Source organism: Polaromonas sp. AET17H-212, from assembly GCF_002379085.1.
GTDB lineage: Bacteria > Pseudomonadota > Gammaproteobacteria > Burkholderiales > Burkholderiaceae_C > Polaromonas.
In genome coordinates, this window is sequence record NZ_NBZW01000009.1 from 40,601 (window position 1) to 53,484 (window position 12,884).

At 65.4% G+C, this 12,884-nt stretch carries 9 protein-coding genes; 7 read left to right on the plus strand and 2 right to left on the minus strand.

Annotation, left to right across the window (positions count from 1 at the left end; genetic code table 11):
• Positions 1–33: 33 nt before the first annotated feature.
• The 3 genes from B7G53_RS09270 to B7G53_RS09280 are packed head-to-tail and all read left to right on the plus strand — an operon-like array spanning position 34 to position 5,662.
• A complete protein-coding gene (locus B7G53_RS09270) occupies positions 34–1,092 on the plus strand; it encodes an efflux RND transporter periplasmic adaptor subunit (RefSeq protein WP_255249957.1) in 1,059 nt (352 codons plus the stop codon).
• Positions 1,089–4,370, plus strand: a complete 3,282-nt coding sequence (locus tag B7G53_RS09275) for an efflux RND transporter permease subunit (RefSeq protein ID WP_096666881.1) — start codon at positions 1,089–1,091, stop codon at positions 4,368–4,370. The genes B7G53_RS09270 and B7G53_RS09275 overlap by 4 nt, the downstream gene beginning before the upstream one ends.
• The gene (locus B7G53_RS09280; RefSeq protein WP_096666883.1) at positions 4,367–5,662 is read left to right on the plus strand and encodes a TolC family protein; all 1,296 of its coding nucleotides are present in this window, start codon (positions 4,367–4,369) and stop codon (positions 5,660–5,662) included. The genes B7G53_RS09275 and B7G53_RS09280 overlap by 4 nt, the downstream gene beginning before the upstream one ends.
• A 485-nt stretch (positions 5,663–6,147) precedes the next feature.
• On the opposite strand, the gene B7G53_RS09285 is transcribed toward B7G53_RS09280, so the two are convergent.
• Together B7G53_RS09285 and B7G53_RS09290 are read right to left on the minus strand one after the other, a co-directional pair.
• A complete protein-coding gene (locus B7G53_RS09285; protein ID WP_096666885.1) occupies positions 6,148–6,990 on the minus strand; it encodes a TauD/TfdA dioxygenase family protein in 843 nt (280 codons plus the stop codon).
• A complete protein-coding gene (locus B7G53_RS09290; RefSeq protein WP_096666886.1) occupies positions 6,987–8,234 on the minus strand; it encodes a CaiB/BaiF CoA transferase family protein in 1,248 nt (415 codons plus the stop codon). Before B7G53_RS09290 ends, B7G53_RS09285 begins: the two co-directional genes overlap by 4 nt.
• 205 nt (positions 8,235–8,439) lie before the next feature.
• On the opposite strand from B7G53_RS09290, the gene B7G53_RS09295 reads away from it, so the two are divergent.
• The 4 genes from B7G53_RS09295 to B7G53_RS09310 all read left to right on the plus strand — a co-directional run bounded on the left by B7G53_RS09295 (position 8,440) and on the right by B7G53_RS09310 (position 12,807).
• Positions 8,440–9,285 (plus strand): IclR family transcriptional regulator, encoded by an 846-nt coding sequence (locus B7G53_RS09295; RefSeq protein ID WP_096666887.1) that lies wholly within the window; start codon positions 8,440–8,442, stop codon positions 9,283–9,285.
• A gap of 16 nt (positions 9,286–9,301) precedes the next feature.
• A complete protein-coding gene (locus tag B7G53_RS09300) occupies positions 9,302–10,063 on the plus strand; it encodes an enoyl-CoA hydratase-related protein (RefSeq protein ID WP_096667022.1) in 762 nt (253 codons plus the stop codon).
• Between the two features lie 7 nt (positions 10,064–10,070).
• Complete coding sequence (locus B7G53_RS09305) at positions 10,071–11,477, plus strand: MmgE/PrpD family protein (protein ID WP_217992607.1); 1,407 nt, start codon at positions 10,071–10,073, stop codon at positions 11,475–11,477.
• A 343-nt stretch (positions 11,478–11,820) separates the two neighbouring features.
• Entirely contained in the window at positions 11,821–12,807 is a 987-nt protein-coding gene (locus B7G53_RS09310) for an NADPH:quinone oxidoreductase family protein (protein WP_096666889.1), read from the plus strand.
• The last annotated feature ends 77 nt before the right edge of the window (positions 12,808–12,884 follow it).

Here is a 12,884-nt window from a genome sequence, read left to right on the forward strand (position 1 = left end):
AAAAAAAGTACCCTCCTTATGAAAAGAAAACACTTGCTCCCGTCCCTGGCGCTGGGCGCACTCCTGAGCGCTTGCGGCAAAGCGCCGGAGGCCCCTGCTGCATCGAATACGACAAGCCATCCCCTGCCGGTCATGACCGCGTCCACCGGGGCGCCGCTCGAATATACGGCGGTCGGCTCGGTGGTGTCGGACCAGCGCGTCGAGGTCGCCTCGCGGCTGAGCGGCTATATCCGCGACATCCTGGTGCAGGAGGGCGACCGGGTGCGGCGCGGGCAGTTGCTGGCCCGGCTGGACGCGTCGGACGTGGAAGGCGGCATTCGCCAGGGCCAGGCGGCGGGCGGCGCGGCAGAGGCGGCGCTGCGCGATGCACAGATTGACCTGGAGCGCTTCGAGCGTTTGTTCGAGCGTGGCAGCGTCTCGGACAACGAATTGCGCAAGGTGCGCCTGAAGTTCGAGGCCGCGCGCGAGGCCCGTAACCAGACGCGCGCCGGGCTCGACACGGCGCTGGCCCAGCGCGCCTACGCCGAAATCACCAGCCCGGTGGACGGCGTGGTGGTGGCGCGCCACAAACGAACGGGCGACCTCGCCCTGCCCGGCATGCCGCTGCTGACCCTGGAGTCGGGCCGCGGCCTGTTGTTCGAGACCTTCGTGGCGGAGGGCCAAGTCGCCGCCATCGCGGCCGGCCAGCCGGTGCAAGTCAACATCGACGGCGTGCCCGCGCCGCTCAAGGGCACGGTGAGCCGGGTGGTGCGCTCGGGCGACCCGGTCTCGCGCAGCTACCAGGTCAAGATCGCCCTGCCCGAAACGGCGGGGCTGATGCCCGGCATGTTCGGGCGCGCGGCGTTCGGGCTCGGTGCGAGCCCGGCGCCACTGGTGCCCAGACGGGCGCTGGTCGAACGTGGCGGGCTCACCGGTGTCTTCGTGGTGGACGGCGAAGGCCGGGCACGCTTTCGCTGGCTGCGCATAGCCCGCGAGTGGCCCGATCAGGTCGAGGTGAGTGCTGGTCTGGCCGCCGATGAGCGCTTCGTGGCAGCGGCTACACCGGCCCTGCGCGAGGGCGACCGCGTCACCGCCGCGAAGGAGGCGCAATGAACCAGCACAAGCTCAACAGCGCCGGCCGCCTGGCGAATCTCTTTGTCACCTCCAAGCTGACCATTTTGTTCATGCTGGCCTGCATCCTGCTGGGGCTGCTGGCCGTGACGCTGACCCCGCGCGAGGAAAACCCCCAGATCGTGGTGCCCGGCGCCCAGGTATGGGTGACACTGCCCGGAGCCTCTGCCGAGGAGGTGGAGGAGCTGGTGATCCGCCCGCTGGAGGGCATCGTCAAACAGATTGCCGGCGTTGATCACACGTATGCGACCGCCGTGAATTCGATGGGCGTGCTGATGGTGCAGTTCAAGGTCGGCGAGGACAAGGAAAAATCGCTGGTCAAACTCTACGACCGGGTGCTGGGGCAGCGCGAGCGCCTGCCTGCGGGCGCGGGCGAGCCGCTGATTCGCAGCGTGGATGTGGACGACGTGCCCATTGTCACCGTCACGCTGGCCTCCGAGATCTACGACGATTACGCCCTGAAGCGTCTGGCCGACCGCCTGATGGAAGGACTGCGCAGCCTGGACAAGGTCTCTGCCATTTCCGTCAAGGGCGGGCGCGACCGGGAACTGCGCATCGAACTGGACCCGCAGCGCCTGCAGGCCTTCGGCGTCACGCTGGACCAGGTGCATGCCACCCTGCGCGCAAGCAATGTCGCCGCGCCCCTGGGAACGGTCGTGCAACAGGGCCAAAACCGCCAGGTGTTCCTGGACGGCTTTCTGAGCTCGGCGCAAGACCTCAAGCGCGTGATCGTGGGCAGCCATGCCGGGCGCCCGATCTATCTGGGCGATGTGGCACAGGTCGTCGACGGTCCGCCGCAAGAGCGCACGCACCTGAGCCGTCTTACATTTGGCCCGGCCGATGCGCGCTTTGGCAAGACGCAGCAGGCGGAGATGCCGGCCGTCACGCTGGCCGTGGCCAAGAAAGCCGGTAGCAACGCCGTCTTTGTTGCCAACGATGTGCTGGAGCGCATCGAGCGGATGAAGGCCCAATTCGTACCGGCAGGGGTCGAACTGGTCGTCACCCGCAATGACGGCGAGAAGGCGGATGCCGCCGTCAGCGGGCTGATCGAGCACCTGGGTATCGCGGTGCTGGCCGTGTTTCTGGTGACTGCCGCGTTCCTGGGCCTCAAGGAGGCACTGATCGTGGGCGTGACCGTGCCGCTGATCCTGGCCCTGACCCTGGGCGCTGCCTATCTCTTTGGCCTGTCCATCAACCGCGTTTCGCTGTTCGCGCTCATCCTGTCGCTGGGGCTGCTGGTCGATGGCGCGATTGTCGTGATCGAAAACATCCACCGCAACTACAGCCGTCTTGGCAAGCAGGACAAACGCCGGGTCACGGTGCAGGCCACCAACGAAATCGGTAACCCCACCAACCTGGCGACGCTGGCGGTGATGTTGGTTTTCGGATCGCTGCTGGTGGTCAGCGGTATGCCGGGGCAGTATTTCTACCCGGTGGCCTTCAACGTGCCGGTCGCCATGGCGGCCTCGCTCTTGGTGGCCTACGCGGTGGTGCCCTGGGCCGCCAACCGCTGGCTCAAGCCCGGTGAAGGGCACGATCTGGAAGACCACGATACCCAGGACCGCCTGCACCGGTTCTACCGCGCCATCATGTCGCCGCTGGTGGATCGCTCGCGCAGCCGCTGGCTCGTTTTTCTGTTGGCGGGGCTGGCGATCGCCTTGTCGTTGCTGCAACCCGCTTGGCAGCTCCTGCGCCCGGCCGGTTTGAGCGGGCCGCAGTCCTGGTTCGGCGTTGAGCTGGCCATGATGCCCAAGGACGACAAGAACACCTTCAACATCACCCTGGACCTGCCCGCGACCGCGCCGGTGGAGACGACCGACCAGTTCGCGCGCGAAGTCGGTGCGCTGCTGCGCGAGAACGCCTACGTTCGCAACTACCAGAGCTGGATCGGCGAGGCCGGCGTGATCGACTTCAATGGCTTGCTGCGTGGCGCCGGCAACAAGCAGGGGGCGCACGTCGCCGAGATCCGCGTCAACCTGCTGGACAAGTCCGATCGGAGTAAGACCTCGATCGACATCGTGCGCGAATTGCGGCCTGCGGTGCAGGCTGTGGCCGCGCGTTACCCCGGCAGTACGGTGCAACTGGTGGAAGACCCGCCGGGGCCGCCGGTGCGCGCTACCGTCCTGGCCGAAATCTATGGCAAGGATCTACCGCAGTTGCGCGCGCTGTCCGCGCAGGTCAAAGCGGCCTTCCAGCAGACGCGCGACATGGTGGAGGTGACCGACTCCGAGGCCCGGGACGTCTACCAGTACCGCCTGACGGTTGACCGGGAAAAGGCCGCGCTGTCCGGGCTGAGCGTGGCCGAAGTAGCGGTCGCGCTGCGTCGCCTGATCGATGGTGAGGAAATGGGTCGGGCCCGCATCGCCGGCGAGAAGAACCCGGTGTCCATCCGCTTGCAGATTCCCCGGCGCCACCAGATCGACCCCGCGTTGCTGGCACGCGTGTCTGTGACCAACCGGCAGGGCCAGCGGGTGCCGCTGTCCGAGCTGGTGCAAGTCGTCCCCGGCGCAGTCGACCGGGCGATCTCGCACAAGGATGGCGAGCGCGTCACCTACGTCGGCGGCGAACTCGAATCCACCGCCCCCGTCTATGCCGTGCTCGACCTTGACCGGCGACTGGACGGCTTGCTGCTCGCCGATGGCAGCCGCCTCACCACCGGCAACCTGCGCCTGAACCCGGTGGCGCCCGACACCCTGGAGGGCCCGCGCCTGCTGTGGGACGGCGAACTGCGCATGACGCTGGATACCTACCGCGACATGCTGGGCGCGCTGGGCCTGGCGCTCACCTTCATCTTTCTGGTGCTGGTGGCTTATTACCAGTCGTTCAGCCTGCCGCTGGTTGCCATGGCGGCGATCCCGCTGGGACTGGCCGGCATCTTTCCGGGGCACTGGCTCATGGGGCAGCCCTTCACGGCCACGTCCATGATCGGCATCATTGCGCTGGCCGGGGTGGTGGTGCGCAACTCGCTGCTCATCATCGATTTCGTGCTGGATTACCGGCGCCAGGGCATGGACTTGCGCGAGGCCATCCTCGAAGCTGGCGCGGTGCGCCTACGGCCCATCCTGCTCACCGCTTTGGCCATCGTGCTGGGCAGCGCCGTGATGCTGACCGACCCGGTGTTCGGCGGGCTGGCGATCTCGCTGATTTTTGGCACGCTGGCCTCCACCGTGCTCACCCTGGTCGTGGTGCCGCTGTTGCTGTATCTGCTGCTGCGCTACAAGGACCAGAAAGAAGCAAGCCTGAAAAAAGGAACCCCATGAACCGCTCGATAAAAGTTCGCGGCCTGTTGCCGCTGGCGGCTCTGGCCGCTGCGCTGCTTGCCGGCAACGCCGCCGCCGAGTCCTTGCAACAGGCATGGGACATTGCACTGACCGTTGACCGTGGGCTCAAAGCCTCACGCGAAAGCACCGCAGCCGCCGCAAGCCTGCTGGAGGCCGCGAAATCCGCCCGCCTGCCCAACCTGGCGCTGGAGGCGGGCTATACCGCCCTCGATAAGGCACCGGCGGCCAGGGTTGATTTTTTTGGCCAGTCGCTGCAAATGCCGCTGGCACAGCGGGAAAGCGCCGCCTACAAGGCCATGGCGACGCTGCCGCTCTACACCGGTGGTCGCATTGAGCGCGGCATTGACGCGGCCACGGCAGGCATGGATGCGGCGCGGCTGGGCGAAAGCGCCGACGCACAGAACCTCAAACTGCGCGTGGCGGATGCCTATGTCAACGTGCTGCGCGCCAGCCGCATGCTGAAGGTCACTGAGAGCCACGTCGCCAGCCTGCAGGCCCATGCGCGTGACGTGGGCAACCTGCACGAGCAGGGCATGGTGGCCAAAAGCGACCTGCTCTCGGTGCAGGTGGCCCTGGCCGATGCGCGCCAGCGCCATCTGCAGGTGGCCAATGGGCTGGATCTGGCGCGCGCCGCCTACAACCGCCTGCTGGGGCGGCCGCTGGATCAGTCCGTCTCGCTCGACGACCTGTCGCCCGAGGCGACGCAGGCTCAGTTTCACGCCCTGACCGAGCGGGCACTGGCCCGGCGCAGTGAGCTGGCGGCACTGGCGCGTCAGATTGAAGCGATGCGCCACCAGGCCGCCGCCGTGCGCGGCGAAACCGCCCCGCAGGTCGCGCTGTCCGGCGGTTACGGCTACCAGGAGAATCGCTATCAGGTACACCCGGGGCAATGGATGGTCACCCTGGGGGTCAAGTGGAGCCTGTTCGATGGCGGCGTGGCCGGCCACCGCGCCAGCGCTGTCGAGCGCCAGGCCGCAGCATTGACGGAGCAGCGCGACGACCTGGCCTCCATCATCGCCCTGCAGGTCCGCCAGACCTGGCTGGATGTGGAAGAGACCCGCAAGCGCCTCATCGTCACCCAGTCGGCCATCGCCCAGGCCGAGGAGAACCTGCTCGTGGCGCGCGACCGCTATGCCAACGGCCTGTCCACCCATACCGAGGTTCTGAATGCCGAGACCTTGCGCACGGGCAGCGAGAGTAACCACGCCAATGCGCTGTTTGATGCCGCACTGGCGGGGCTGCGGCTCAAGCGCGCCACAGGCGAACTCTGAGTTTGGCGAGAATGGTGTGGCAGCTTTGAGTTTGAATCTGCTATCCGGCGAAACTACGCCTGCTAAAGCAACCAAGAAGTTGCTATTGCCGCTGCGGAAATCTGCCGAGCAATTGAGGGCGATGGCCCCGCAGTTTTTAGCCTCCGTTGGGCACACTTTGCCACGAGGCTAGGGGGTCTGGGCGGCAGAACGCCGCGACGCGGAGGTTGACGAGTCGGAAGGTGCGGGCATTGCTCTGGCGGGAAGTGTCCGAATTTCTATGTGTGAGGCGGGAGAAACGTTCCCACAGCGACTGGCGCGGTGGAAAATTTGATTTCATCTTAGAACTTATGTGTAGATTTTGACGCAGTAAGAAATTAATGGATGATCGGTTCTACTGCGCTTGTTCTGGGCTCAGCGAATCACCCCCACGCCGCCGTTGAGGCCGCACGACATCCTGGTAAGCCGATGTCGCGGCCGCAGCCGAAACCCCGGCAAGCGCCAAGCTACCGGCGAGGCCGGTCACCCGCCAGCGTGATGCGGTGCATGACCCGGCGAAAACCGTGGTAATCGTTAACCGGGTAGTGGTGCGTGCAGCGGTTGTCCCAGAGCGCCATGGAACCCACCTGCCAGCGGAAGCGGCAGGTGAACTCTTCCTTCTTCTGGTGCGTGAATAAAAATTGCAGCAGCGGCGCGCTCTCCTCTTCGGTCATGCCGACGAAGCGCGCGGTGTGGGCGCAGTTGATGTACAAGGCCTTGCGGCCGGTTTCCGGATGAGTCCGCACCACGGGGTGCTCGGCCTCGTAATGGCTGTGCTGGTCGGCGCGTCCGGCTTCGGCCAGGCGGTCTTCGCGGGTGCGCGTCACATCAGCCTTGGCCGAGGTGTTGACCGCCGCCAGGGGATCGAGCAGCCGCTTCATGCCATCCGACAAGGCCTCATAGGCCAGCACCTGGTTGGCAAACAGCGTGTCGCCTCCGTAAGGCGGAACCTCGCGCGCAAGCAGCACCGTGGCCATCGGCGGCTGCGCCAGGTAGGCGGTATCGCTGTGCCAGACACCACCGAAATTGACTTTTTCGTGCGCCAGCTTCTTCACTTCGATGATGACCGGAAAGTCCGAAATGCCGCTGACGAACGGGTATTCAACCGGTGTGCCAATGGCCTGGGCGAAGGCCAGAAATTGTTCAGAGGTGAGCTGCTGATCACGCAGAAAGACGACGCCGTGCTCTAACCAGGCACTGCGCAGCGTCGCCAAGTCATGCGGTCGCAACGGCTGCGACAGGTCGAGCCCGGAGAGTTCCGCACCCAGTGCGCCAGACAGTCGGGTCACGATCAATGCCAAGGCGCTCATGCTGACACCTCCGCATCGGCGGCCACCGACACCGCTGCGCCACTGGCCAGCAAGGACGCCAGCGCGCTTGCATCAAAGCCGCATTCGCGCAGCACCGATTCAGTGTGTTCCCCCAGTCGCGGCGCGGGCGCCAGCTTGCTGACGTCGTAACCCACCCAGCGCGCCGGCGCGCCAAAGGTGCGCATGGCTCCCTCGCTCGGGTGCTCGACCTGCTGAAAGAAGCCCACCGCCGCCAGGTGCGGGTCATCCAGCAGGGACTCGATGGTATTCAGCGGCACCGCCGGCACGTCGATTTGTTCGAACAGCGCCAGCCAGTGCGCGGTGCTTTGCCCGCGAAGCGTCTGGCCCAAAAAGCCGTACACATGGTCAATGTGCCGCGTACGGCTGGCCAGGTCGGCGAAGCGCGGATCGACCCGCAAATCGTCGCGCTCGATGGCGCGCAGAAAACGCTGCCAGTGCCCGTCGTTGTAGACCAGCGCACAGATGTAGCCATCGCTGGTTTGGTACGGCCGGCGCCCGGGGGACAGCAGCCGCACGTAGCCGGCGTCACCGCTGGGCGGCTCGAAGGTGTGCCCGTATAGGTGGTCCGACAGCACCACGCTGGCCATGGTCTCGAACATCGGCACGTCGATGCGACAGCCGCGCCCGGTGCGCTCGCGCCCGTACAGCGCCATGGCCACGCTGTGCGCCGCATGCAGGCCGACCATGCGGTCGGCAATCGTCAATGGCACGTAGCGCGGCTCGCTCGCCCCGCTGCGCTGCTGCAGGGCGGCAATGCCGACCGCGCCCTGGATCAAGTCATCATAAGCCGGGCGGCCTGCGTAGGGACCGTCCTCGCCGTAGCCATACACGCCGCACCAGATGATGCGCGGATTGATCGCCGACACGCTCTCATAGTCCAGCCCGAGCCGGGCGATGGAGGCCGGGCGCAGGTTGTGCACGAAGACATCGGCGCCTTCGATCAGGCGCCGCATCGCGGCCGCGCCCTGCGGGGTTTTGAGGTCGAGCGCCACGCTGCGCTTGTTGCGGTTCAGGTGCAGAAACAGCGGACCCATGCCGGGATGGCGTCCGGGGCCGATCCAGCGGGTCGAGTCGCCCTCGGGGGATTCAATCTTGATCACGTCCGCGCCATGGTCGCCAAAAATCTGGGTGGCGTAGGGCCCCATCAGCACCGCGCTGAGGTCAATCACCCGCACGCCCGCCAGCGGCCCCGCAAGTGCCGCCTGGTCTTGTTTGTTCGTCATCTGTGTCTCCTCCGGTCAAGTCGGGGCTTCCTCCACGATGCGCTGCCAGGAAACCCCGATTGACGGTTGTGCATCCTAACGTTATTCTCATATTCAAACAAATATTCTGATATCAGAACGAACGGGAAGCATTGACCCAATGAGTAATCCAATAGCCGCCCGACAGGAACGAACGGGTGCTGCACACCGGGTAGAAGGTGTGCCGATGTCGCTTACACGCGTGCTGCAACTGCTGCAGCTGCTGGCCGACCAGCCCCTTGGTATGGCCCTTGCTCCGCTGTGCGTGTCGATGAATGCACCGAAAACCAGCGTGCTCTCGCTGTTGCGAGGCCTCACCGCGCATGGCTACTTGCAACGCAGCGACGCGGTGTATCGATTGGGCCCCGAATCGTTCTCTCTTGGGGCTTCGCTGGTTTCGGCTAGCTCGCTCGACGTCGTGGCCATGCCGTTCCTGCGCGAAGCGGTGGCGAGATCCGGCGAGACGGCATCGATCGCCAAGATAAACCGCGATGCGGGTCAACTCATCTACAGCCCAATCATCGAGAGCACGAGAACGATTCGATACGCCGTACCGGCCGGAACGACACGACCGCTGTTTGCCTCGTCCGCCGGGCGCGTGTTACTCGCGTTCCAGGACGAGGCATGGCGCGGCGAATATCTGCAAAGCACCGACCTGCGTGCAATGACCCCGCGCTCCGTCACCGACCGAAAGCAACTGACGCGCATCATCGAGCAGGTTCGAGAGACCGGCGTGGCCGTCACGATCGGGGAAGTCACACCGGAAGTGGCCGGTTTTTCAGCTCCGATCTTCGAGCCCGGTGGCCGCGTGAACGCGGCGCTGATCATCGCCGCGCCTATCGAGCGCGGTCGCGCCGCGGCTGCTGACCTGCAGCGCCTGGTGATGGAACTCGCCGCAAACATTTCGCGTGCGCTCGGCTACCGTCCAGAACCGGACCCGCGTGAATTAGCGCCAAGTCAAGCACTGAAAACAAAGCAGCTCCTGCGCCGATCGCGTCAGCACGCGGCCCCAAAGAACCGAACCACAACTTGACATGGAGACTGTCCCTATGACCAACGAACTTCTCTACGAGGTCAGCGACGGCATCGCCGTCATCACCATCAATCGGCCCGAACGCCGCAATGCGCTGAACCGCGCCGTGCGCGAAGGCTTTTTCGATATCTGGCGCCGCTTCGAAGCCGATGCCGAGGCCCAGGTGGCCATCCTCACCGGGGCCGGTGACAACTTCTGCGCTGGCATGGACCTGGTGGAAGCCGCCGACACGCAACTGCGCATCCCGCCCGCGGGTTTCATCGCCGTGCTCGGCGACAACATCGAGGTCACCAAGCCCGTCATCGCCGCCGTGCAGGGCTATGCCTATGCCGGCGGCTGGCTGCTGTCGCAGATGTGCGACCTGTGCGTGGCCGACGAGACCGCCAAATTCGCCATCACCGAGGCCAAGGTCGGGCGCGGCATGCCGTGGGCCGCGCCGGTCATTCACATGTTGCCGCAGCGCATCCTGATGGAAGTGGCGATGACCGGCGACCCGCTGACGGCGCAGCGCGCCTACGAACTCGGCTACATCAACCGCCTGATGCCCAAGGGGCAAGCATTGCAGGGCGCCAAGGAACTGGCGGCCCGGCTCATGGCCAATGCGCCGCTGACGGTGCGCGCGGCCAAGGAAATGGTGCGCCTGTCCACCGAGATGGGCCGCACCGCCGCGTTGCGCGCCTCCAACCGAGCCTTCGATGCCGTTTACCTCAGTGAAGACGCCTTGGAAGGCCCACAGTCTTTCCGGGAAAAGCGCAAACCGGTCTGGAAGGGGCGCTGAAATGAGCGTGACCACGACCACAAAACCCGCACCGTCGGCCGCCGTCCACACCGCTGGCATCACGCGGCAACTGGCCGCACGCAGCGCTGCCCTGTGCTACAACGATCTGCCGGAGGATGTGCGCCTGCGGGTCCGGCAATGCCTGCTCGACTGGATCGGGGTGACGCTGGCTGGCGCGTGCGAGCCGCTGGTTCACATGCTGGCCGAAGAAGCCCGTGAACAGGGAGGCCACGCCCAAGCCACCGTCGTCGGGCACGCCATGACGACCTCCAGCCGACAGGCAGCGTTGATCAATGGAACGGCCTCGCACGCCCTCGATTACGACGACGTCAACATGGCCTGCACCGGCCATCCCTCGGTGGTCCTGATCCCGGCATTGCTGGCCCTGGCCGAGTCGCGCGGCGCCAGCGGACGCGACTTCATGACTGCCTTCGCCGCCGGCTACGAAACCATGTGCCAACTGGGGCTGGCGAGCGGCGACGCACAGTATTCCAACGGCTTCCACACCACGGCCACGCTGGGCACACTGGGCGCGGCCGCCGCCTGCGCGCGCCTGCTTCAGCTCGACGCCGATGACACCGCGACCGCGCTGGGCATCGCCAGCACCATGGCGGCCGGGCTGAAATCGATGTTCGGCACCATGTGCAAGCCCTTGCATGCCGGGCGCGCCAGTGCCGACGGCCTGCAAGCTGCCCAGTTGGCCGCGCGTGGCTTCACCAGCCGTGCCGATGCGATTGAATGCCCGCAAGGCTTCATCGCCACGCACGGTGGCACCGCATCGCTGGAAGCGGCTCTGGCCGCGCCGGACGGCGGCTGGCACCTGCGCCACAACCTGTTCAAGTTCCACGCCGCCTGCTACGGCACCCACGCCGCTATCGAGGCGGCGCGCCAGTTGCGCCTGCAACACGCGCTGCGGTCTGATGACGTGCTTCGGGTGACGGTGCGTGCCAGTGCCGCCAGCGAGGGCGTGTGCAACATCGCCGAGCCGCGCACCGGGCTGGAGGCCAAGTTCAGTCTGCGCCACACGGTGGCGATGGCGCTGGCCGGGGTCGACACCGCCGGACTGGACGCGTTCAGTGACGAGGCCGTGCGCGCGCCTGAGGTCGCGGCCCTGCGTGAGCGCGTGCAGGTCTTGCTCGCACCCCAATGCCAGGAGCTCACCCTCAGCGAGGTGGTGATCGAGACCCAGAGCGGCACCGTGCTGCGCCAGCGCCACGACAGTGGTCGCCCGGCCAGCGACCTGCTGGAGCAGCAGCAGCGCCTGGAGGAAAAGTTCCGTCGCTTGGTCAAGCCCGTGCTTAACCTTGCCGAGAGCGACGAACTGATCGAGCTGGTAGCCCGGCTCGACCACCTGAGCGACCTCTCGCCGCTGGCCGGCATGCTGGCTCGCCAAGCGTGCGTTGTTCCGCGCTGACGGCGGCTCACTAAAACGGGCGAGCCAACGCGCGGGGAAACATGGGTTGTGCAGTGTCCGTCATCGGCCTGTGTCCTCGCTGCTGACCGGGGCGCTGTGCCCAATACGGCCAGCAAGCACTGCAGCATGCCAATCGTCTCGCCGCGCGCACGCTGCTGCGGGTGGTGGCCGACGCCAGGCAATGCAGTCACTTCAAGCGGCATCAGTCCATGGCGGAACATGAAATCAACGAAGAACCAATTGAACTATTATGAAGAGGCGTATTTCCGGCACGAGAGCGACTGCAGGTGGACGGTAATCGCTTTCTCATGATTAATCGGAGTCATAGCCAAGGAGTTTCCTGATGGTGTCTGCCGTTGTCTGCCGTACCTTGGGTACTCCCGATCTCCTGAAGCTGGAAAATTCGCCGGTCATGCATGTCGGGCCGGGTGAAGTCCGAATTGCCATCCACGCAGCCGGCCTTAATTTTCCGGATATCCTGATGGTGGCAGGCAAGTATCAGTTGAAGCCACCCATGCCTTTCATTCCCGGCATGGAGGCCGCAGGAATCGTCACCGAGGTGGGATCCGGCGTAGTGCATCGGCGACCGGGTGAGCGCGTCATGTTTCGCGCATGGCACGGCTGCTACGCCGAGGAGACGATTGCGCCGGTCGAAGAGGTGTTGCCGCTGCCCGAGAATTTCAGCTTTGCCGAAGGCGCCTCATTCATGGTGGCGGTGTCGACGGCGACCAATGCGCTGCTGCAGCGCGGACAGCTGCAGTCCGGCGAGGTGCTGCTGGTACACGGCGCGGCCGGCGGTGTTGGTCTCGCGGCCGTTGAGGTCGGCAAGCTTCTTGGCGCGACCGTCATTGCCACTGCCTCCAGCCCGGAGAAACTCGCGATCGCGCGAGAGCGCGGCAGCGACTATGCGATCGACTACACGCGCGACAGCTTCAAGGATCGCGTGATGGAGATCACCGGAGGCAACGGGGCCGACTTGATCCTCGACACCGTTGGCGGCGAGGTGTTCGAACAGTCAATGCGTTGTATCGCCTGGGGCGGCCGCCTGCTGGTGGTTGGTTTCGCCAGCGGACGGATTCCGGAAATCAAGATGAATCAACCGCTGCTCAAATGCTTCAGCATCGTTGGGGTGCGTGCTATCGAGCATGTCAAACGCAAGCCAAAGGAAGGCGCGGCCTATCGAGACTGGATGCTCGGCTGGGCCAACAAGGACCGGCTAAGGCCGCATGTCTCCCATGTGTTCCCGCTGGAGCGTTTCCGCGAGGCAATGAAACTGCTGGAATCCCGCAAGGCCATAGGCCGGGTCGTGATCGAGGTGCGACCGACTTGAAGTGGTTCATGGTGTCGGTACAAGGAGGAGAGTTGACACAACCATGCAGCGACGTTTATAATGCTGTACACTGTTCA

Bases quoted from the DNA above. Each gene is read 5' to 3' on its own strand.
- B7G53_RS09275 (WP_096666881.1), top strand. From the start codon at position 1,089: ATGAACCAGCACAAGCTCAACAGCGCCGGCCGCCTGGCGAATCTCTTT.
- B7G53_RS09280 (WP_096666883.1), top strand. From the start codon at position 4,367: ATGAACCGCTCGATAAAAGTTCGCGGCCTGTTGCCGCTGGCGGCTCTG.
- B7G53_RS09285 (WP_096666885.1), bottom strand. From the start codon at position 6,990: ATGAGCGCCTTGGCATTGATCGTGACCCGACTGTCTGGCGCACTGGGT.
- B7G53_RS09290 (WP_096666886.1), bottom strand. From the start codon at position 8,234: ATGACGAACAAACAAGACCAGGCGGCACTTGCGGGGCCGCTGGCGGGC.
- B7G53_RS09295 (WP_096666887.1), top strand. From the start codon at position 8,440: ATGTCGCTTACACGCGTGCTGCAACTGCTGCAGCTGCTGGCCGACCAG.
- B7G53_RS09300 (WP_096667022.1), top strand. From the start codon at position 9,302: ATGACCAACGAACTTCTCTACGAGGTCAGCGACGGCATCGCCGTCATC.
- B7G53_RS09310 (WP_096666889.1), top strand. From the start codon at position 11,821: ATGGTGTCTGCCGTTGTCTGCCGTACCTTGGGTACTCCCGATCTCCTG.